Consider the following 20886-nt stretch of genomic DNA (forward strand, 5'->3'; position numbering starts at 1 on the left):
CCGAACAGAACGTTGCCGGTTGCGCCGGAGTCGAACGCGTAGGACGTGGTGCTGACCGAAACGGTGCCGTTGGTGCCGCGGATGAAGGAGGAAACGACCGAAGCGGAGTCGCCGCTGGCAGCCATGACCCAGTTCTCGCCGTTGAACGAAGCGGACTGTGCAACGCTCTTGAGCTGTGCCTGAAGCTGGCCGATTTCTTCCTGAACGGACGACTTGTCAACCGAATCTTCCATGGCGGTGACAAGCTTGGACTTGATCTGGCTGACGATGTCGAGAGCGCTGGTGACGGCAGTGGTTGCCGTGTCGACCTTGGCAGCACCGAGGCCGAGGGCGTCGGAAACGGCGCCGATGGCGCTATCGTCGGACTTCATCGAGGTGGCGATCGACCAATAGGCGGCGTTGTCGGAAGCCTTGGAGATGCGCAGGCCGGACGAAACGGCGTTCTGCGTGCTTTCGAGATTGCTGTTGATGCCGCGCAGCGTCTGGAGAGCGGCTGTTGCTGCATTGTTGGTAAGAATGCTCGTCATAGTATTTGCCCCTTTGGCAGTGGTTAAATAAGGGACATTCCGGACCTAAAAACCGGTAACGGCATTCAGCATCATGCCTGTTAACCCCATTTGGTTATGGTTAACTCGCCGTTTCAATGGCTCTAGAAAACAGCAATATAGTTAAGAAAATCTGAACCATGAAACAGCAAAAAATATAAAAAAAACCGCGCCTTAGACAGGCGCGGTTAACTCATTGTTTAGGAATTTCGGCTGGCGTGGAGCGCCAGTCCTACTTCTTAACGGAAGAGCGACAGGATCGACTGGGTCGAAGAGTTGGCGATCGAGAGCGACTGGATGGCCAGCTGCTGCTGCGTCTGCAGAGCGGAAAGCTTGCTGGATTCTTCTTCCATGTCTGCATCGACCAGCTTGCCAACGCCCGACTGGATCGAGTCGGAAAGCGAGGAAGCAAAGCTCGTCTGCAGGTCGATACGGCTGGAGATCGAACCAAGCTTCGAACCCATGCTGGTCAACGAGTTCAGAGCGGTCTGAACCATGTCGAGAGCGCTGGAGATCTGGCCCGTGGTCATGCTGGAGATATCCAGGCTGAAGACCGAGTAGGAGCCGGACACAGTACCGAGAATGCCCGAAGCCGTGTCGATCGTGCCGGAGTTCGAGCCGAACAGAACGTTGCCGGTTGCGCCGGTGTCGAACGCGTAGGACGTGGTGCTGACCGAAACGGTGCCGTTGGTGCCGCGGATGAACGAGGAAACGACCGAAGCGGAGTCGCCGCTGGCAGCCATGACCCAGTTCTCGCCGTTGAACGAAGCGGACTGAGCGACGCTCTGGAGCTGTGCCTGAAGCTGGCCGATTTCTTCCTGAACCGCGTCCTTGTCGACCGAACCTTCCATGGCGGTGACAAGCTTGTCCTTGATCTGGCCGACGACGTCGATGGCGCTGGTGACAGCGGTCGATGCGGTGTCGACCTTGGCAGCGCCGAGGCCGAGGGCGTCGGACACGGCACCGAGAGCACTGTCGTCAGACTTCATCGAAGTCGAAATCGACCAATAGGCGGCGTTGTCGGAAGCCTTGGAGATGCGCAGGCCGGACGAAACGGCGTTCTGCGTGTCCTGCAGGTTGCTGCTGATGCCCTTCAACGTCTGGAGGGCGGCCATAGCGGAATTGTTGGTGATAATGCTGGTCATAAGTGTGTCCCCGAAAACTGAATACAAAAAGGAGGACATACCGGACTTCAAATACCGGCGATGACGGAGTGGCTTCATGCTCCTCGGCCCCATTTCCTAGGGGGCCAAACCCGTCATGTCACGAGTAAGCTCGCATCCATTACTTGCGAATTCCTTAAATCCGGGGGACGCGGCAACGGATGTCCTCAACGTAGCTAACAGTGCGTAAACGAGCGGTTCAACCGCCGCTTCGGTTTCAGGCAAGCTACGCGCGCGATGATCCGGCGAATCCATGATGACGGTCCCCGGCCTCCAGCCGGTGCCTGTTCAACATTTCGCTCGGAGTTCTCGCTCGTGACTATGAAAAACGCCTTTGTGACAGCCTCCAATCTCTACCAAAAGGGGCAGTATACGCGCGCGCTCGAAACGTTGAACGAGCTGCTCAACAGCGATACTTCACCGAAGACCTACGCGCTGCTGGCAAAGACGCTGCTCAAGCTCGGCTTCAAATCGGACGCCGCGAAAGCTTATGAACTGGCGGGCCGGCAAAAGCCCCATCGTGAGGACTATCTGCGCGAAGCCCTGCTGCTTCATGCCGATTGCGGCAACGAGGACCAGGCGCTGTCGATCGGCAGCCTGATCCTGCCGCTGGCCTTCAAGGATCCGGAGCTCGCCTATGCCCTCGTCCGCATTTTCCTGGGCCGCCAGCAAAAGGAACTGCTGACCGGTTTCAAGACCGTGCTGGTCGACGGACCCGAGCTCAGGCACCGGCTGCTGGCCGCGAAACTGCTGACCGACAACCTTTACGACGAAAGTAACCGGCACATCGTCGCGACGCTGTTCAAGAACCATCCCGATAACATCGTCTTCCGCACGCTTTACCTGATCTTCGCGCGCGAAGTGTCCGACCTCGCAATGGTCGACAAACACATGGCGCCCATCAAGGCCTCGTTGGCCGCGGGCAATCTCGATCACGTCACGCCGGACAACCCCTTCTTCCACCTGCATTGGTGCGGTGACGAAGCGATCAACAAATTCGCCATCCACGACACGCTACCGCTGCCCGCCGGGCATGCCGAGGCCCGCCGCAAGGCGCCGCATGCGTGGACAGACAAAATCCGCATCGGCTATCTTTCCTCGGACTTCTGGCCAGGCCACGCAACCATGAAGCTTTTGCAGCGCATATTGGAGCTGCACGACCGGAACAGGTTCGAGATCACCCTCTTCGACCATTCGTCGTTGACGTCGCAGCGAGAGGAAGAGTTCGATTATTCGAGATGGGGGGCGATGGTCGATATCCGCAGCCTCACCGATCAGGCGGCCGCCGAAGTCATTCGCGCCCGCGACATCGATATTCTCGTCGACCTCAAGGGACACACCAAAGACAGCCGCGCGCGCATCCTCAACCACATGGCCGCGCCGATCCAGACGTCATGGCTCGGTTTTCCCGGTTCCACCGTCAATATCGATCTCGACTACATCATCGGCGATCCCTACGTGCTGCCGGAACAATCCAAGCCGCATTTTCACGAGAAGTTCTGCCGGCTGCCCGAAAGCTATCAGGCAAACGACCCGATCTACCGTCCGAAGCCGCGACCGACGACCCGCGCTCAGCACGGGCTGCCGGAAGACGCCTTCGTCTTCGCCTCGTTCAACGGCAACCGCAAGATCACCTCGCAGATGGTCGACGTCTGGTGCAATATCCTGAAGCGCACCAAGAACAGCGTGCTCTGGCTGCTGTGCAACGGCCCGCGCGCCGAGGCCAATCTCTGGGCCCGCCTGGAGGCGCGCGGCGTCAACCGCAAGCGCGTCGTCTTCACCACCCGTATTCGCTATGAAGATCACATCGACCGCCAGCAGCTCGCCGATCTCGGTCTCGACACCTTCCCGGTCAACGGCCATACGACGACCTCAGAGCAGCTTTGGGGCGGCCTGCCGGTATTGACGATGAAGGGCACGAACTTCGCCTCGCGCGTCAGCGAAAGCCTGCTCAACGCCATCGGCGTGCCGGAACTGGTCGCCGCCGATGTCCAGGCTTATGAGAACATGGCCGTGGAATTTGCCGGAGAGCCGGAGCGCGTCGCCAGGCTCAAGGACGTGCTGGCCGCCAACCGCTACATCAAGCCGCTCTTCGACGCCGAACGCTTCACCAGCCACCTGGAGACGGCATATGCGATGATGGTCGAGCGCGCGAAGCAAGGTCTCGCTCCTGATCACATGGATGTGCCGGCGCTGCCCATACGCACCGAGCCGTTCCTGGCCGAAGATGGGAATGCGGCGGCGATCGCCGCAGAATAGGACGGCAATACCGACAGGCGCGGCAGGGCGGTCAACCTCGGCCGTCGCCGTCACTATTCCGATGCTGGCTAAGTAAACTCCGGGGGAAAGATATGAGTCTTCACAAGCCAGGCGGCAAGATAAACGGCGCCGGTCGCTACGACGAGCACGCCTGCAATAAAGCCGAAAAATAAAAGGCTGGCACGCTTCCACGGCCTGCTTTGGTAGAGATAGATGGCCTGACCCAGTGGAGCGAACAGGACAGTCGTCAGCTTGGCGATGGGGGTGCGGCTACACCCACGCTCGTTAGCATCCGCAATTTGCCACCACGAAACCAACAGAATGTTGCCGACCATCTGGACCAGATCGTTGGCCGTCATCCACCGTGGTGGGCTGTAAGGCCAGATCGCAGCATCAAGAAGCAAGCCAAAGGCGATAAACGCCAGCAATCCCACATAGATCCAGTCGCGCGTCTTCATGCTCATATCTCGCAACGATAGATGTCATGAGATCGATACACGCGATCCGTCGCGCTTGCCAAGCATCTATTCCGGGTCAAGGAGACTGGGCATGTCGTCTCTTTTGCACCATAGCCAATTTGCGTCTGCCGAAGTCAATCCGGGCTGCAGTGTCGGCTATGAACGCAAGCCTGGCGATCCAGGTAAAGTTCCGTCCGCAGATTAGTGGAAAGAACGTACGAGACTGCCGACCAATAGGTTCCAGCCATCGATCAGCACGAAGAACAGGATCTTGAAGGGCAACGAGATCGATGTCGGCGGCAGCATCATCATGCCCATCGCCATGACGATGGTCGAGACGATCAGGTCGATGACCAGGAACGGCAGCACGACCAGAAAGCCGATTTCAAAGCCGCGGCGGATCTCCGAGATCATGAAGGCCGGGATCAGGACGCGATAGTCGATCTTGTTGTCGATCACCACCGTCTGCCCGCGCTCCTGTGCCAGGTCGACGAAGAGCTTGATGTCCTTGTCACGCGTGTTGTTTGCCATGAAGGTGCGGAAAGGCTCGGCGATACGCATAACCGCATCCGCCTCAGAGATCTGATTGGCCAGCAGCGGCTGCGCCCCATCTTTCCAGGCCTGATCGAAGGTCGGCGACATGACATAGAAGGTCATGAACAGCGCCAGGCTGAGCAGGATCATGTTCGACGGGGTGGTTGCAAGGCCCATGCCCGAGCGCAGGATCGAAAACGCGATGATGAAGCGCGGAAAGCTCGTCACCATAATGAGGATGCCGGGCGCGATCGACAGGATGGTCAACAGCCCGAAGGTGCGGATAATCCAGGCCGCGACCGATCCGTTCACCGGGGTGTTCAGGAGATCCGTCGGAATCTGTTGCGACAATTGCTGCGCCATCGCCAGTTCAGGCGACAATATAGCAAATACTAATGTAGATAAAATAAGTAATAATCGAATCATTCGATCACGAAAGTCCTGAACATGACTTTCGATACGCGTCCTTCGGAGCGCAGGTCAACACGTTCCTGAAGGTCATCCCGAAGATATTGCAGCCCGCGAGGACCTTCGATCTGTTGCAGCGAGACGGTGCGGACATAGGCGAGCACATCTTCATGGATCGCCTGGGCAAGCTGCGCGTCCGGCTGGCCCTTGAACACCAGCGCGATTTCCAGCCTGATCCAGTTTTGCGAGGGATAGCCGAGATTGGTGATGATCGGATCGAGCTGGACGATATTGCTCGATTCCAGCGGGGCTATCGCCTGCTTTTCGTCGCCGGTCGTCTGTGTGGCGGCCTGCACGGCAGCCGTCGCCGCCTTGATCTTCGGCGCGACTATGGTGCCGAGAAACCAACCGCCGCCGCCGCCGAGAACCGTCAGGGCGAGCAGTCCGACGATGGTCATGACCAGCGGCGATCCCTTGCTGTTTGCCGATGCGTCTGCGGCTTCTGCCATGTCTGTTACCCGCCCGTTCCAAAAATGTCGTATACTGTCTGACCGTCAGAGCGGCGACAGCAGATCGACCGCCTGCTGTCCGACCGGCGGCTGCTGAATTTCCGTCAGGCGGCCACGGCCGCCATAGGAGATGCGCGCCTCGGCGATCTTGTCGTAGGAAATCGTGTTGTCCGCGGTGACGTCCTGCGGCCGCACGATACCGGCGACATTGAGAATGCGGATTTCCTGGTTCATGCGGACTTCCTGCGAGCCGCTGATCATCAGGTTGCCGTTCTCGAGAATGCCGGTCACGACGGCAGCCACCAGCAGGTTGATCTGCTCGGAGCGTTGCATCTTGCCCTTGCTGTCGGTGCTGGTATCGGAGCCCGAGGTTGCGTCGGCGTTGGTGGCGGGCTTCCAGCCGAAAATCTTGGCCGAAATATCCCAGTTCATGTCGCTCTTGTTCGTGCGATTGCGATTGGTCTCGTTGTCCCAATTCGCCTTGTCATTGATCTGGATCGTGACGGTCAGAATGTCACCGACGTTCAGCGCGCGCGCGTCCTTGAAAAGGGCGGCCTGCGAATCGTTCCAGAGCGAATAGCCCTGCGCGACCTGATGCGGCCGCTTCGGATATTGCGACATCTGCGGCGTCTGCGCATATTGCAGGCCGCTGCCGATGGGGCTCATCGCGGGTGCCCGGCCGAGTTCCTTGAGAGCCTGCGGCGATTGGCAGCCGGCGAGGACGGCGACGATCGCGCAGGTGGCCGTAAGACGCATGTTCATGAAGGGTCCTTCGACTTCGATGTATTCGGATCAGACGCGCTGGCCATGATGTTAGTGACGGCTGCCGCCTTCTGCACATCCATCTCCGCCAAAACGAGACTCGCCTGGCGCGGCGAGAGTTTCATGATGATCGCCGCCGCTATGGTGACCTTGACGCCGTCAAGGCTCGCCGCCGCCGCATCGGGCTTCATGTTCTTATAGACGTCGACCAGACCGGTATCGGCACTCTTCAGGAAGTCGTCGCGGCGCTTCAGCCAGTCTTCATATTCCGCCTTGCGCTGATCCATGGTGGCGATACGCTGGTTGACGTCTGCCTGCAGCTTTTCAAGCTCCTGCTTTTGCAGAAGGTAGCGCTGGTCACGGGCCGGATCGGCAATATTAGTGCAAAACTGTCTGATCTCGTCCTGGCTGGATGCCGGATCGACGATCGGTTTCGGCGCTTCCTGCGCCGCCGCGGCGCAGACGGACAACAGCAGGGCGGCCATGGCCGCAGAGCAGGAGTTCAACATCTTTCTGGCGATAGCGATCAAGATCATTGCAGCACGAGCTCCGCTTGCAGGGCGCCGGCCGATTTGATGCCTTGCAGGATGGCGATAATGCCGTCCGGCTTGACGCCGATATTGTTCAGGCCGGAAACGAGGGTCTTCAGGTCAGGCCCCTGGAGCATCGCGACGCCGCCGCCGCTCTTGGTCGCCGTGATATCCGTCTGGTCCTGGATGGCCGTCTGGCCGTCGGAGAAGGGTTCCGGCTGGATGACCTGCGGATTTTCGCTGACCTGAACCGTCAGGGTGCCGTAGCTGACGGCGACCGGCGAGACGCGGACATCAGCGCCGATGACGATCGTTCCGGTGCGCTCGTTGATGACGACCTTGGCCGGCGTGTCGGTCTGGACGGCGAGATTTTCGATATCTGCCATCAGCCGCGTCAGGTCCGCCATCTTCGGCTTGCTGATCGCAACCTCCTGCGAATCCTTCGCCTCGGCGATCGGTGCACCGAAGCGTGAGGTCGCCCAGGCGTTGACCGTGTCGGTAATGCGAACCGAGGTGGAAAAGTCCGGATTGCGCAATTGCAGGACGAGATTGACGGAATCCTTGAAGCGCGACGGCAGTTCGCGTTCGATGATGGCGCCGCCCGGCACGCGGCCGGCGGTGGTGGTGCCTTCAGTGACGCTGGCGGCCGCCCCTTGCGCCTGGAAACCCGAAACGATGACAGAGCCCTGCGCCACGGCATAGATTTGCCCGTCGGCGCCGCTGAGCGAGGTCATGATCAGCGTGCCGCCACGAAGCGAGGTCGCGTCGCCAAGCGAACTGACCGTGACGTCGATGCGGCTGCCGGGACTGGCGAAGGGCGGCAGGTTGGCCGTGACCATCACTGCGGCGGTATTCTTGGCGGCGGACTGGCCGCCCTGCGTCGAAATGCCGAGATTCTGCAGCATCGCGCGCATGGACTGCTCGGTGAAGGGCGAAGACCGCAAGCCATCGCCGGACCCCTGCAGACCGACGATCAGGCCGTAGCCGATCAACTGGTTGTCGCGGCCGGCCTGCAGCGAGGCGATATCCTTGATGCGCGATTGCATCGCAAGCGCCGGATCAGAGACGATCAGGCTGGGCAATGCCATCAGAACCGCAAGAAAAAGACGAAGGCTTCTCATTTCGAGACCACGCGGATCGTGCCGTTTTCGAGGACAGTGCCGTTGACGATGATGCCGGAATCCAGATTACGGGCGCGCACGCTGTCGCCGACCGCGCCGTCGTCCAGGGGCGTCCCGGCCGCAGTGATCGTCATGCTGCCCATGCTCATCACCAATCGGGCGTTCGAACCGCGCGTCACCGCAAAGGGCTGGCGAAGCGCGGAAATCGAGATTGTGCGGCCAGGCAGAAGTGTGCGCTTCGATACCCTGCCCGTCACGTCCCGGATCGTCCGGGCGTAGTCGCCGCTCAGGTTCGGATTGGTGACATCGACCTCTTCGAGCTGGCCGCTGCCGATGATATCGCCGGGATAGATCACCTCGGTCGGCACCACGGCGGTGCCCATGCTGGTTCCGTCGACACCCGTTGCGCCGGCGGAGAAAGCCGGCGCAAACATGACGGATAGGCCCGCTGCGGCGAACCAGGCCATTGCTAAGCTTTTCATCCGGCGAAACCTCATGTTCGGCCCGTCCCTCTATTACTTCAGGTTTTTGCTGACGATCTGCGCCATGTCGTCGGCGGTGGTGATGACCTTGGAATTCATCTCGTAGGCACGCTGCGCCGTGATCAGGTCGGTGATTTCCTTGACCGGGTCGACGTTCGACGATTCCAGATAACCCTGCTTCATATAGGCGAAGCCGTTTTCGTTCGGGTCGGAGACGACGGGATCGCCGGACGCCGGCGTCTGGGTAAAGAGGTTGCTGCCCATCGGCTGCAGACCAGCCTCGTTGACGAAGTTGGCAATCTGCAACTGACCGAGAACCGTCGGCGTGGTCGCCGTGCCGATCGTCGCCGAGACCTGGCCGGACTGGTTGATGACGACGTTGCTGGCATTGCTCGGGATGGTGATCCCCGGCTGCAGCACGTTGCCATCGGGCGTGACCATCTGACCGGTATCGCTCTTGTTGAAGGAGCCGGCGCGGGTATAGGCCGTCGTACCATCAGGCATCTGGATCTGGAACCAGCCACGTCCGACAAGCGCGACGTCGAGATCGTTCGACGTCTGCGACAGCTCGCCTTGAATCTGGATGTTGCGCACGGCCGTCGTCTGCACGCCGAGGCCGATATTGGCGCCTTCCGGCACCACCGCCTGGTTCGGCCTGTTGGCGATGCCCTTGGCGCGCTCGGTCTGGTACAGAAGGTCCGAGAACTCGGCGCGGGAACGCTTGTAGCCCGTCGTGTTGATGTTCGCGATGTTGTTCGCGATCACTTCGAGATTGGTCTGCTGGGCGTCCATGCCCGTCGCGGCAATAGCGAGCGCTCTCATGTTTTCGTCCTTCGGTCTGGAGCGCGATCCCGGAAGCCGCCAAGCGGCTTTGGAACAGGAACACGCCAAGTCACATAGTTTGAGCGGAGCAATCCACCCTAGATCTGCATTTTCGTAATATCGAGGAAGGCGGAGACCATCTTGTCGCGCAGCGCGATCGCCGTCTGCAGCGTCTGATCCGCCTGCATGACCTTGTCGACCACTTCGCGGGTGCTCATCGTGCCCTTGATGCCGGCAAAGGAGGCATTTTCAGCTTCCTTCAGCGTGCTGACCGTATTCTTCGCCACATCGGACATGACGGAGGCGAAGCTGCCGACAGCAGAGCTTCCGATTGCCGTTTCCGGCGTCGATGCGATCGCGTTGGATGCGGCGGAGCTCAGATCCGTCGCGATGCTGCCGAGGCCACGGGTTGCCGAGAGGGAGGAGACATTCTTGATAGCGTCAATCATTATGAATTCTTCAGCAGATCGATGGTGGAGGAGATGAGGTCGCGTGCCTGCCGGACCGTCTGCAGATTGGCCTCGTAGGAACGATTGGCCTCGCGCATGTCGGCCATTTCGACAAGGATGTTGACGTTGGGCATCTTGACGTAGCCCTTCTGGTCCGCCGCCGGATTGTCCGGGTCGTATTGCTCGACGAACTTGCCGGTGTCCTCGCCCATCTTCTTCACTCCGACCGTCGTCACGCCGTTGGCCCGATCGAGTTCGGCGCCGAAGGTCACCGTCTTGCGGCGATAAGGATCGGCACCGGGCGTATCGCCCGTCGAACGGGCGTTGGCGATATTTTCGGAGACGACGCGCAGGCGGGTCGACTGAGCTTCCAGGCCGGAGCCCGCAATCTTCAATGCGGCAGATAAGGGATCCATGACATCTTCACTTCATCTATTGTTTTACGGTCATCAACATCATGCGATGAAAGGAGCTGACGAGTGCGGTGTTCAAGCTGTACTGGCGCTTGATCTCGCCCGATTTGGCGAGCTCGTCTTCCAGGCCGACGGTGTTACCCGATTCCTGGACACCAATTTCCTGATTGAGCGACGCTTCCTCGACGTTGATGTCGCCGCTCTGACTGAATTCGTTGCCGGAGAGATGCGCCGGATTGGTCTTCGCCATGCCGACATTCTGGTTGTCCAGAACAGCCTGGAACGGCGTCACATCCTTGGCGCGGAACTTCGGGGTATTGGCATTGGCGATGTTGCCGGCAACAACCTCCTGGCGCGTCTGAAGCCACTCGGCTTGCCGCGAGGCCAGGTCAAAGAGTTGAATGGGTTGCATGGGCTTCTCTCCGTTCTTACACCAGGGACATTAGAGGGATAATCTTGCGTGGGACTTGCGGTGGTCGCGTTCTTGCGGAAGTCTTTAAAAGGCCCGGCATGCGGGCGATTTCGAGTATTTATTCATGGCTGTAGACGTCGCCGGTGGAGGTGACGATCACCCATTTTCCGTCGCGCTGCTCGATAGTGGCCAGGCGGCTGTTATCGGGCAGAAGCGAGCCGACGCGCACGACGAACATGCCGTTGTCATCCTCGATCAGCGCCCGGCCGTTTGCGACGTGCAGCAGATGGAAGGGCGACTTGCCGGGGAACGGCTGATCTTCCGCCGGCGGACCCTTATCGTCCTCCCGCCCGACACTGCTGACCGTCGCCGTCGTCAGCGGATCGGGGATCATGTCCTTCGGCTCGCCCGGATTCTTGTTGACCATGGCAAGTGGCGAGACGCTGACGATCTCGCGCCCCGGCCAGTTCGGCAGATCCCGCGTCCGGTCGCCCTCGGCGACCTGAATGCCGAACTTGTCCGGATTCAGAAACACGTACCACGGGAAGAAAGCCGAGATACCGGCGAGCACCAGGCCAGTGCAGGCCAGCGCTCTGTCGGTGACGGTCCGCCTTTTCGCCGGCTTCGGCGGAGCGACCGGCTCGTCTGCATCGGTTTCTCTCACGTCAGCCTCTCTTTGCCGGTGTGATTGCGACCGCGCCGTTCTTCAGGGCGGTCGCCAGATCGGTGAAGGCGTCGGCGGAGGGCCGCTCGCCTGGGGTCTGCTTCAGGATCTCGTAGATGATCGGTACCTGGCGGACGGCGATATCGAGATCCGCGTCGGCGCCCTGGCGGTATCCGCCGATCAGGCGCAGGTCGCGCGTTTCCTCGTAACGATGCACGAGCGCCTTCAGGCGCGACACCAGCTTTTCCTGATCCGGCGTCCAGGCCTTGCGCGCCAGACGCGAGACCGAGGCCAGCGGGTCGATCGGCGGATAGCGTCCCTCCTCCGCGAGAGAGCGCTGCAGGACGATGTGACCGTCGAGAATGCCGCGGGTGGAATCGGCGATCGGGTCATTATGATTGTCGCCATCGACGAGGATCGAAATAATCGCGGTGATCGTGCCCGTGCCTTCCGGCCCCGGCCCCGCGCGCTCCAGAAGACGCGGCAACTCGGTGAAGACGGACGCCGGATAGCCGCGCGCGATCGGCGGCTCGCCGGATGCGGTCGCAACCTCGCGGATGGCGTGGGCAAAGCGCGTGACGCTGTCGACGATCAAAAGCACATTGTCGCCCTGGTCGCGGAAATGTTCGGCGATGGTGATCGCCGACAGCGGCGCCATCTTGCGCAGCATCGGGCTCTCGTCGCTGGTCGCAACGACCGCGACCGACTTCTGCATGTGGGTGCCGAGCGTATCCTCGATGAATTCACGGACTTCACGGCCGCGCTCGCCGACCAGCGCGATCACCACCTTGTCGAAGGCATCGGCGCGGGCGAGCATCGATAGCAGCGTCGATTTGCCGACGCCGGAGCCAGCGAAAATGCCGAGACGCTGGCCGAGGCAGAGCGGCGAGAAGATATCGATGGCGCGCACACCGGTCTTGAAGCCCGTCTCGACGCGTTTGCGCGTCATGGAAGGTGGCGCGGTGTTGGAGATCGAGCGCGGCTGCGTGCCCGCCGTCAGCGGCCCCAGGCCGTCGATCGGCTCGCCCAGCGAATTGATGGTGCGCCCGCACCAGCTTTCCGACGGCGCGATACGAAAGGCGCCTTTGCGGATGACGGTGTCGTGGATACCGATCGGCTCGCCCGGCTCGATCGGACAGACATAGGTCAATTCCGGTTCGACGCGTACGACCTCGCCGAGATGGACGCCAGTCGCCGACCGATGGGCAACGAACTCGCCGAGACGCACATGCCTGGAAAGGCCGGCGACCGTGTAGTGCCCGGCCGCGATAGTCCGCACATGACCGCCATGAGCGACCGCGTTTTCCGTCATCGCATAGTGCTCCGCCAGCGCGGCCATATGCGGCAACCTTGGGGACAACGCCCCCTCCGGCATCCGATCCTCGAACATGATCCGCCCTTCTTACTGGCTGCCGCCGAGGGTCTTGATCGCTTCCGAGAGCGTGCTTTCGCTGCTGTTGGTGAGCGACGTGATATTGTCGAAGGCGCGGCTGACCTCGATCAGTTCTGTCATTTCCCGCAGGCCATTGACGTTGGAATTTTCAAGATAGCCCTGGGCGACACCGATATTGGAGCGGTCGATCACCGGCTGCGGCGTATCGGTGGGCAGTACGCCGCTGTTGTTGTAGCGCAGGAAACCCTTGCTGACATCGGAGGTATAAAGCCCGATCTGGCCGACCTGCTTGTCGTTCTGCGTGATCGTGCCATTCGAGGAGACGGTCGGCGCGCCGCCGGTGGGATCGAGCTGGATCGGCGCACCGCCGGGATCGAGCACGGGATAACCGCGTGCCGAGACCAGCGCGCCGCTGTCCGTCATCGTAAAACGGCCGTCGCGCGTCAGCACCAGGCCGGCTGGCGTATTGAGGCCGAACCAGGCTTCGCCCTTGACGGCAAAATCGAGGAGATTGCCGGTGTTCTGCAATTCGCCATTGCTGGTGGAGAGATAATCATTGCCCTGCGAAACGAAGGCGACCTTGGCGTTGAGCTTGTTTTCGGTGTTGCTGAGCACCTGATTGAACTTGACCTCTGTGCCACGAAAACCGGTGGTGTTCACATTGGCCATGTTGTCGGCGACCGTTGTCAGGCGCCGCTCGAGCGCCATCTGCGATGACAACGACACATAAATACCAGACTGCATTTTCAACGCCCTCCGGACATTGGAGAATAACGGGACAGGAAACGCCCGATAGCGCGGCGTTCCAACATGTCGTTAGCCGGGCATAGATGCCCTTAGCCGTTACTGTGCCGACATTGGCTTGTGCGAGGCTGACACGACAAAAGGCCTGCTGACTGACGTGCCGAACAGCCTCACGCAAGGCAGGTTTCCTAGTTGATTTGAGGAAGCAACGTTCAGGTGTGGACCGGCGATGAATATTATTATCGGATTTGTAGTGACCTGCGGCTGCATCATTGGCAGCTTCATGGCGATGGGTGGGGATGTGAACGCGCTGTTCCAGCCCTTCGAATTTGTCATCATCGCGGGCGCCGGCATCGGCGGCTTCATCATGGCCAATCCGATGAAGGTCCTGAAGGACTCCGGCAAGGCGCTGGGCGAAGCCTTCAGGCATGCGGTTCCCAAAGAGCGTGACTATCTCGACACCCTCGGCGTGCTCTATGCACTGATGCGGGACCTGCGCACCAAGTCGCGCAACGAGATCGAAGCCCATATCGACAATCCAGATGAATCGGTGATCTTCCAGGCCGCTCCGACGGTGCTGAAGAACCGGGACCTGACGGCCTTCATCTGCGATTACGTCCGCCTCATCATCATCGGCAATGCCCGCTCGCACGAGATCGAGGCGCTGATGGACGAAGAAATCAACACTATCCAGCACGACAAGATGAAGCCCTATCATGCGATCACGATCATGGGGGATTCCTTCCCGGCGATCGGCATCGTCGCCGCCGTCCTCGGCGTCATCAAGGCCATGAGCCATATCAACGAATCGCCTGAGGTGCTCGGGCACCTGATCGGCTCGGCGCTGGTCGGCACCTTCCTCGGCATCATTCTGTCCTACTCCGTCTGCGCGCCGCTGGTCTCGCAGATCAAGATCGTGCGCAACAAGCAGCATCGCCTCTACGTGATCGTGAAGCAGACGCTGCTCGCCTACATGAACGGCTCCGTGCCGCAGGTGGCGCTCGAATACGGCCGCAAGACGATCTCCTCCTATGAGCGGCCGTCCATCGACGCGGTCGAGCAGGAAATGATGAACCCCGGCGGTGAGAGCAAGGCGGCCTGACGATCATGAGCCAGCAATCAACGCACCCAAAACAGACGATGGATCCCGTCCTCTTCGCCAAGCTGACCGGTGGCCTTGGCGACCCTGCGACGCTTGCAAAGCTGGGCACGGCCTTCGGCCAGGTCTATGCCGAGTTCCTCCCCGACATCATCAAGAGCGAAACCGGCCTGGATGTCTCCGTCGGCTATGCCGGCTGCCGGTCGGGCCTGATGAGCGAGCTCGTCGCCGGCATCGGCAGCAATTGCGCCCTGGTGAACGGCTCCCTGCGCAACTGGTCGCAGAACTTCCTGCTCGGCTGCGGCACGGGCTTCGTCATGACCTTGATGGAGCATCTGCTGGGCGCCCAGCCCGAGACAATCGACTCCCCCGCCGCGCGGCCGCTTTCGGTAATCGAACTCGACCTCTCCGTCATGGTGTTCGACAAGATCGCCAACGTGCTGCGCTCGGCCGTCAACGCGACCGGCGGCTTCGAACCCTATCTGGATCCGCCCTACAATATCGAGGATCGTCCGACGCCGGTTGCCGGCCAGACCGACGATTTCGCCGCCGCCATCGCAATGACGATCTCGCTCGGCAAGACCGTTTCGGAAATCGTCGTCATCGTTCCGCAATACGAGCTGCTGCGCACCGTGGTCAGCGCGCCGCGAGCGAAGAACCCATCCGCCTCGACCGGCGCGTGGGCGGAGCAACTCAACGAGCAGGTACGCCGCTCGCAGGTGACGCTCGAAGCCCGCATCCGGCTGCAATCGCTGACGCTCGACACGATCTCCAGGCTCGCCGTCGGCGATGTCATTCCCTTTATGGATACGAGCGACGTCCAGGTCGAGGTCAGCGCCAACAGCAAGGACCTCTATGTCTGCGAATTCGGCCGCTCCGGCGAGAACTACACGGTACGCGTCAAGGACACCGTGAATTCCGACGACGAGCTTCTTCGACACCTGATGAATTGAGCGGCCGGGGTGCGGCCCGCACCCACGGCAGCTTGAGGCAAGTTTCAACTGGAATAGTGATTTCATGGCTACGAAGACGACACAGAAAAGCAGCGAGGATTCGCTCGAAATCGCAAGCAGCGACGCCGCATTGGACGAGGCTATCGACGGCCTGCGTGGCGTCCTGAAGAAAGATACCGACGGCGTCGCGCCGGATTTCGATCTCGACGCGTTCGGCGCCGAGCCGGCCACCGGTCTTTCGGCCTTCGGCGATGAATTCGGTGGCGACGATGCAGGCTCCGCCTTCGGCGCAGGCGATTTCGGCGGCCCCTCCGCCTTTGCCGAAACGGCCGCTCCCGGCAGCGCGCTGAGCGCCAATCTCGACCTGATCATGGATATCCCGATCGACGTCCAGATCGTGCTCGGCAGCAGCCGCATGCAGGTTTCCGGCCTGATGAACCTGACCGAAGGCGCGATTATCGCCCTCGACAAGAGGATCGGTGAACCCGTCGAAATCACCGTAAACGGCCGCTGCATCGGCCGGGGCGAAATTACCGTCCTGGAACACGACGATACCCGGTTCGGCATCAAGCTGATCGAGCTGTCCAACAACAAGGCGAAATGAGTCATTTCGCTCCGTTTATTTGATTTTGCATACTATTCCCGAAGATCATTTCGGGATCGGGCAATGAAAGCCTGATTTCTTTTCAGAATAAGCCACTCCCTGTTCGGGACGGAGATGAAGACCATGATGGACTTTGACGATTTCAGCGGCGCCCTTGCCGAGAAACCGTTGTCTCAGGCCGAGAAGGCCGCAGCCGTTCTTCTTGCCATGGGAAAACAAGTGGCGGGACGGCTGCTGAAATATTTCACGCAGCATGAATTGCAGCTCATCATTGCCTCGGCGCAATCGCTGCGGCTCATTCCGCCCGACGAACTGGCGCAGCTCGTGGCGGAATTCGAGGATCTCTTCACCGAAGGCGCCGGCCTGATGGACAATGCCAAGGCGATCGAGAGCATTCTCGAAGAGGGCCTGACGCCGGACGAGGTCGATAGCCTGCTCGGCCGACGCACGGCCTTCCAGGCCTATGAGGCTTCGATCTGGGATCGCCTCGGCGAAGCGGATCCGGCCTTCGTCGCCAAGTTCTTCCTGCGCGAACATCCGCAAACCATCGCCTATATGCTGTCGATGATGCCATCCTCCTTCGGCGCCAAGATCCTCCTGCAGCTGCCGGAGGCGCAGCGCGCCGACATCATGAACCGCACGGTCAATCTCAAGGATGTCAGCCCGAAAGCGGCGCAGATCATCGAGAACCGCGTCCAGGGGCTGATGACGGAGATCGAAGCCGAGCGCAACGCATCCGGCTCGACCAAGGTGGCGGAGCTGATGAACGAGCTCGACAAGCCGCAGGTCGATACCCTGCTGACGTCGCTCGAAACGCTGAGCAAGGAATCGGTCGACAAGGTTCGCCCGAAGATCTTCCTCTTCGACGACCTCATGCTCATGCCGCAGCAGAGCCGTGTGCTGCTGCTCAACGACATCGCCTCGGATATCATCACCATGGCGCTGCGCGGCTCGACCATGGACATCCGCGAAATCGTGCTCGCATCGATCAGCCCACGCCAGCGCCGCATGATCGAATCCGATCTGCAGGTGCCCAGCAACGGCGTCAATGCACGCGAAATCGCCGTCGCCCGACGCGCCATCGCGCAGGAAGCCATCCGGCTTTCCAATTCCGGCCAGATCGAACTCAAGGCCAAGGACACGACACCTGTGGAGAAAGCCGCGTAAGTTCGACGCGACTCACCTGAATCGTCCTAGACTGTTCAAAACAGGGCCGCGCGTGCTGCGCGGCCTCTTTCCGTTTCGCGAAGGACGGCTGCTTTGGCTGACGAAGACAAGGACAGTAAAACAGAGAAACCGACGGAGAAAAAACTCCGCGACACCATGGAGAAGGGCAATGTGCCCCACTCCCGGGAAGCCACGATCTTTGCTTCCATGCTGGCGACCGTCATCTATGTCACCTTCTTCCTGCCGGAGCGCATGGGGCGCATGGGCGAGGTGCTGCGAGACCTCTTCGAGAAGCCGGATCAATGGAAGCTGGAAACGGGGCCGGACGCCCTTTCACTGTTTACCCGAATCGGTTGGGAAGTCGGCAATCTCGTGTTGCCCGCCATCGTTCTGTTCTTCATCTTCGGGATCGGCTCCTCGATGTTCCAGAACCTGCCCACGCCGGTTCTCGACCGCATTCAGCCGAAATTCTCGCGCATATCGCCTGTTTCCGGCTGGAACCGCATCTTCAGCACATCCGGCCTTGTGGAATTCGGCAAGTCGCTCGCCAAGATCGTGGTGGTCAGCATCATCATGTTCTTCGTACTGCGCGGCCAGTTCTTCCACGCGATCGATTCGCTGGCTTCCGATCCGCAGACGATTTTCGTTCGGCTGTCGACCATCGTCCAGAGAATCCTGATGATCGTGCTGTTGGCAACCGCCGTCGTCGGCATTGCCGACGTGCTGTGGAGCCGTCACCATTGGTTCGATCAGCTGAAGATGACCAAGCAGGAGATCAAGGACGAATTCAAGCAGTCGCAGGGCGATCCGATCGTCAAGTCGCGCCAGCGCTCGGTTGCCCGCGACCGCGCCCGCCGGCGGATGATAAAGCAGGTGCCACGCGCAACCCTTGTTATCGCCAATCCGACCCATTTCGCCGTGGCGTTGCGCTATGTCCGCGAGGAAGGCGACGCGCCCGTCGTCGTTGCCAAGGGTCAGGACCTCATCGCGCTGAAAATCAGAGAGATTGCAGAGGCAAACGGCATTCCCGTTTTCGAGGATCCGCCACTCGCACGCTCCATGTTTGCGCAAGTCTCGGTCGATAGTGTCATCCCGTCAGTATTTTACAAGGCCGTCGCAGAGCTAATCCATCGGATCTACGCACAGTCGAATAGAACACGGGTACGATAAATCGAATGAAAAAATGCCCCTACTCTGCTCAACGTGAACGCATTCTCGCTGAGGCCATCAGCCCGGTCGCCAGCGAATTGCGGCTTCTCGACGCCGCCGATCTGATTTCGCTGCTGCGATTCGAACGATACGGCAATCTTGCGGACCTCGTGGCCTCGGCCGCCGAGCTCTATTTCCTTCCCGGCATCGTCAATTTCGGGCTCGGCGGCGATTACAAGCTCGATTGGAGCGGCCCGGCCGAGGTCACGATCGACCTCGAAATCAAGCCGCGTGGCGTCACCATCTATGCCAAGCTCGCGCTTGCCGACCATCATGCCGGCATCGAGATCAACCACATCGCCTTCGAGAAAGCATCCGCTGATCCGGACGAGAATACAGCACTTCTCGCCCGCAGTCTCAAGGATGCCCGCTATGCGATCGGCAGCGCAACGCAGGCGGCCTGAGGACGCCTGAATCATTCCGGAATTTACGATATGAAGATCCGCTGAGGAGCGTCGGCGTCAACTGATGTAACCGAAGCGGATCGCCTTCGCGATCGCCTGGATGCGATTGACACTGTCGAGCTTGATCGTCGCCGAGCCGAGATAGGCGTTGACGGTATGTACCGACAAACCGAGCTTTTCGGCGATTTCCTCGCTGATCCGTCCGTCGCCGGCCAGTTGCAGGCAGGCAATCTCTCGTTCGCTCAATGCTTCGGCGGCCGGCGAGCGGCGCTCATCGAGCGACAGAAGCTCCATCATGATCTGGCAGCTGCGGCCATGCAGCTCGACGATCATGTCGCTCGCCACGTCCATGAACTTCGCGGTGAAAACGACATAGCCATTGCCGACCGAGCCCAGCCGCACCGGAAAAGCAACACCGGCGAAAGGCAGGAGATGCGGCTTCAGGCGCTGGGTGAAAGCGGCAAAATCCGGCGTCTCGGCCGTGCTGTCGCTGTCGCGGCCGTTCCACATCAAAGGTAGCAGCGACTTCTCGATATGCTCGATCATCGCTTCGCCATAGGCCTCGACGAAGGCCTTGTTCATGACGGGATTGGCCGAACCCCAGTTCTCCAGTTCGCAGACCAGGCGCTGCTTGCTCGGCAGGCCGGAACCGCTGAGCCGATAGAGTGCGAAATTCTGCGCGTCGATCAATTTCTGCATCGACACCAGCTTCGGGAAGAGATCGGAGCGGCCGGAAATCCGATGCAAACGACTAAGCTTCGTCTCGCCCGACATGTCCGTCGCCTTGCCCGGCTGATATCGCATTCAATAGGCCTTCAAACGAGGTTGTTTCTGACGGCAAACGCGATGGCTTCCGATCGCGTTTTCGTCGCGGTCTTGCGCATGACGCTGGTGATGTAGTTGTTGATGGTATTGCGCGAGATGCCAAGAATCATAGCGATCTCGTCGCTGGTCTTGCCCTCGGCAATCCAGAACAGACATTCCAGTTCGCGCTCGGTCAAATCGAAATCGCGCTCCAGCTTGCCTTCTACACTGCGGGTGAAGCTGGCGAAATAGCCCGCCAGCAGCCCGACATCGCGCAACCGCTCCGGCGACAGCAACAGGCTGTCACGGGCCAGAAGCATCAGCGAGAACCGCGTGCGCCCGACATTGAAGGTCAGCGCGCAATAGTGACGGCTGACACCCTCCGGCGGCTCGACATCATCGGGCAGGAAGGCAAAAACCGGTTGGAACAGCGACATGGATTTTTCCAGCTCGCCGGCACGGCCATAGCCGTTCGTGAGTTCGGAAGCCAGGCGCCGGACGAGATCGAAGGGCCAATCCGAAGACACGACGAAATCGAGCCCGCTCTCCTGAATCAGGTCGCAGCGCGCCAGGAGATAGTGAGAGGCGCCGACATAATCCGTCAGCACGCGCAGGCCGGATTGGAGATAGGCCGGTCCCGCAACGGCAGTCAGTTGCAGAATGAGCTGATCGCGCGACATGGCGCTGGAAGGGGCGGCTGCTCGCGCATCCTTATCGCCCTTGCTCGCCTGCGATATCTGCATGTCCATTTTCTGCGTTCCTGCCACTGTCGGACGATGGGACGTCAACGAGAGCATTGCTCGGTCTGGACCCAGGGCACCCCCCCGAAAACCGACATCGATCTTCAAAAAAGGCGCCTGCGCCAACTTAAATTACGGTTACGCCTCAAACGCATCCGGCGGAGGCACGGCGCGCAAGCGCTAACATGAATTCCACTTCGGCAATCGCATTGGCCCAGATCGCCGGAAACCCAATCAA

At 60.3% G+C, this 20886-nt stretch carries 25 protein-coding genes; 7 read left to right on the top strand and 18 right to left on the bottom strand.

What is annotated here, in order from left to right; translation table 11 throughout:
• Both RRH01S_RS22265 and RRH01S_RS22270 read right to left on the bottom strand, forming a co-directional pair.
• Positions 1 to 527: flagellin N-terminal helical domain-containing protein (locus RRH01S_RS22265; protein WP_042474314.1), on the bottom strand; the 527-nt coding region annotated here is incomplete at its 3' end.
• Positions 528 to 784: 257 nt separating this feature from the next.
• Complete coding sequence (locus RRH01S_RS22270; RefSeq protein WP_037221086.1) at positions 785 to 1690, bottom strand: flagellin N-terminal helical domain-containing protein; 906 nt, start codon at positions 1688 to 1690, stop codon at positions 785 to 787.
• A gap of 333 nt (positions 1691 to 2023) precedes the next feature.
• On the opposite strand from RRH01S_RS22270, the gene RRH01S_RS22275 reads away from it, so the two are divergent.
• A complete protein-coding gene (locus RRH01S_RS22275) occupies positions 2024 to 3967 on the top strand; it encodes an O-linked N-acetylglucosamine transferase, SPINDLY family protein (RefSeq protein WP_007695783.1) in 1944 nt (647 codons plus the stop codon).
• Between the two features lie 68 nt (positions 3968 to 4035).
• Here the strand turns inward: RRH01S_RS22275 and RRH01S_RS22280 are convergent, their stop codons facing one another.
• The 14 genes from RRH01S_RS22280 to flgF all read right to left on the bottom strand — a co-directional run bounded on the left by RRH01S_RS22280 (position 4036) and on the right by flgF (position 13668).
• Positions 4036 to 4425 (bottom strand): hypothetical protein, encoded by a 390-nt coding sequence (locus tag RRH01S_RS22280; RefSeq protein ID WP_007695781.1) that lies wholly within the window; start codon positions 4423 to 4425, stop codon positions 4036 to 4038.
• Between the two features lie 201 nt (positions 4426 to 4626).
• Positions 4627 to 5385 (bottom strand): flagellar type III secretion system pore protein FliP, encoded by a 759-nt coding sequence (gene fliP / locus RRH01S_RS22285; protein WP_012650941.1) that lies wholly within the window; start codon positions 5383 to 5385, stop codon positions 4627 to 4629.
• Positions 5382 to 5876: a flagellar basal body-associated FliL family protein gene (locus RRH01S_RS22290; protein WP_007695769.1), complete on the bottom strand. Its 495-nt coding sequence runs from the start codon at positions 5874 to 5876 to the stop codon at positions 5382 to 5384. Before RRH01S_RS22290 ends, fliP begins: the two co-directional genes overlap by 4 nt.
• Positions 5877 to 5921: 45 nt before the next feature.
• The gene (gene flgH, locus RRH01S_RS22295) at positions 5922 to 6638 is read right to left on the bottom strand and encodes a flagellar basal body L-ring protein FlgH (protein ID WP_007695767.1); all 717 of its coding nucleotides are present in this window, start codon (positions 6636 to 6638) and stop codon (positions 5922 to 5924) included.
• Positions 6635 to 7174 (bottom strand): MotE family protein, encoded by a 540-nt coding sequence (locus RRH01S_RS22300; protein WP_007695766.1) that lies wholly within the window; start codon positions 7172 to 7174, stop codon positions 6635 to 6637. The genes flgH and RRH01S_RS22300 overlap by 4 nt, the downstream gene beginning before the upstream one ends.
• Entirely contained in the window at positions 7171 to 8289 is a 1119-nt protein-coding gene (locus RRH01S_RS22305; protein WP_007695764.1) for a flagellar basal body P-ring protein FlgI, read from the bottom strand. Before RRH01S_RS22305 ends, RRH01S_RS22300 begins: the two co-directional genes overlap by 4 nt.
• Positions 8286 to 8771, bottom strand: a complete 486-nt coding sequence (gene flgA, locus RRH01S_RS22310; protein ID WP_007695762.1) for a flagellar basal body P-ring formation chaperone FlgA — start codon at positions 8769 to 8771, stop codon at positions 8286 to 8288. The genes RRH01S_RS22305 and flgA overlap by 4 nt, the downstream gene beginning before the upstream one ends.
• A 33-nt stretch (positions 8772 to 8804) precedes the next feature.
• Positions 8805 to 9593, bottom strand: a complete 789-nt coding sequence (flgG, locus tag RRH01S_RS22315) for a flagellar basal-body rod protein FlgG (protein WP_007695760.1) — start codon at positions 9591 to 9593, stop codon at positions 8805 to 8807.
• A 98-nt stretch (positions 9594 to 9691) separates the two neighbouring features.
• Positions 9692 to 10042: a flagellar hook-basal body complex protein FliE gene (fliE, locus tag RRH01S_RS22320; RefSeq protein WP_007695750.1), complete on the bottom strand. Its 351-nt coding sequence runs from the start codon at positions 10040 to 10042 to the stop codon at positions 9692 to 9694.
• Positions 10042 to 10458, bottom strand: a complete 417-nt coding sequence (gene flgC, locus RRH01S_RS22325; protein ID WP_007695748.1) for a flagellar basal body rod protein FlgC — start codon at positions 10456 to 10458, stop codon at positions 10042 to 10044. Before flgC ends, fliE begins: the two co-directional genes overlap by 1 nt.
• A gap of 16 nt (positions 10459 to 10474) precedes the next feature.
• Positions 10475 to 10867 carry a flagellar basal body rod protein FlgB gene (gene flgB, locus RRH01S_RS22330; RefSeq protein ID WP_007695746.1) on the bottom strand — a complete coding sequence of 131 codons (393 nt, stop codon included), beginning with the start codon at positions 10865 to 10867 and terminating at the stop codon, positions 10475 to 10477.
• A 118-nt stretch (positions 10868 to 10985) separates the two neighbouring features.
• Positions 10986 to 11531, bottom strand: a complete 546-nt coding sequence (locus RRH01S_RS22335; protein ID WP_007695742.1) for a hypothetical protein — start codon at positions 11529 to 11531, stop codon at positions 10986 to 10988.
• Position 11532: 1 nt separating this feature from the next.
• A complete protein-coding gene (fliI, locus tag RRH01S_RS22340) occupies positions 11533 to 12921 on the bottom strand; it encodes a flagellar protein export ATPase FliI (RefSeq protein ID WP_012650939.1) in 1389 nt (462 codons plus the stop codon).
• Between the two features lie 12 nt (positions 12922 to 12933).
• Positions 12934 to 13668 (bottom strand): flagellar basal-body rod protein FlgF, encoded by a 735-nt coding sequence (gene flgF / locus RRH01S_RS22345; protein WP_007695733.1) that lies wholly within the window; start codon positions 13666 to 13668, stop codon positions 12934 to 12936.
• Positions 13669 to 13897: 229 nt separating this feature from the next.
• On the opposite strand from flgF, the gene motA reads away from it, so the two are divergent.
• The 6 genes from motA (at position 13898) to RRH01S_RS22375 (ending at position 19104) form a co-directional block, all read left to right on the top strand.
• Positions 13898 to 14770, top strand: coding sequence for a flagellar motor stator protein MotA (gene motA / locus RRH01S_RS22350; RefSeq protein WP_007695731.1), 873 nt, complete (start codon positions 13898 to 13900; stop codon positions 14768 to 14770).
• Positions 14771 to 14772: 2 nt separating this feature from the next.
• Positions 14773 to 15720, top strand: a complete 948-nt coding sequence (locus tag RRH01S_RS22355) for a FliM/FliN family flagellar motor switch protein (protein ID WP_374188763.1) — start codon at positions 14773 to 14775, stop codon at positions 15718 to 15720.
• Between the two features lie 64 nt (positions 15721 to 15784).
• Complete coding sequence (fliN, locus tag RRH01S_RS22360) at positions 15785 to 16324, top strand: flagellar motor switch protein FliN (RefSeq protein ID WP_007695724.1); 540 nt, start codon at positions 15785 to 15787, stop codon at positions 16322 to 16324.
• Between the two features lie 123 nt (positions 16325 to 16447).
• Entirely contained in the window at positions 16448 to 17491 is a 1044-nt protein-coding gene (gene fliG / locus RRH01S_RS22365; protein ID WP_007695722.1) for a flagellar motor switch protein FliG, read from the top strand.
• A 93-nt stretch (positions 17492 to 17584) separates the two neighbouring features.
• The gene (gene flhB / locus RRH01S_RS22370) at positions 17585 to 18661 is read left to right on the top strand and encodes a flagellar biosynthesis protein FlhB (protein ID WP_007695720.1); all 1077 of its coding nucleotides are present in this window, start codon (positions 17585 to 17587) and stop codon (positions 18659 to 18661) included.
• Positions 18662 to 18666: 5 nt separating this feature from the next.
• Positions 18667 to 19104, top strand: a complete 438-nt coding sequence (locus tag RRH01S_RS22375; protein WP_007695718.1) for a BspJ family T4SS effector nucleomodulin — start codon at positions 18667 to 18669, stop codon at positions 19102 to 19104.
• A gap of 57 nt (positions 19105 to 19161) precedes the next feature.
• Here the strand turns inward: RRH01S_RS22375 and visR are convergent, their stop codons facing one another.
• Both visR and visN read right to left on the bottom strand, forming a co-directional pair.
• A complete protein-coding gene (gene visR, locus RRH01S_RS22380) occupies positions 19162 to 19908 on the bottom strand; it encodes a transcriptional regulator VisR (RefSeq protein WP_007695717.1) in 747 nt (248 codons plus the stop codon).
• Positions 19909 to 19919: 11 nt separating this feature from the next.
• A complete protein-coding gene (gene visN, locus RRH01S_RS22385; RefSeq protein ID WP_007695715.1) occupies positions 19920 to 20657 on the bottom strand; it encodes a transcriptional regulator VisN in 738 nt (245 codons plus the stop codon).
• Between the last annotated feature and the right edge of the window lie 229 nt (positions 20658 to 20886).

It is taken from the genome of Rhizobium rhizogenes NBRC 13257 (assembly GCF_000696095.1).
In the GTDB taxonomy this organism is placed as follows: domain Bacteria; phylum Pseudomonadota; class Alphaproteobacteria; order Rhizobiales; family Rhizobiaceae; genus Rhizobium; species Rhizobium rhizogenes.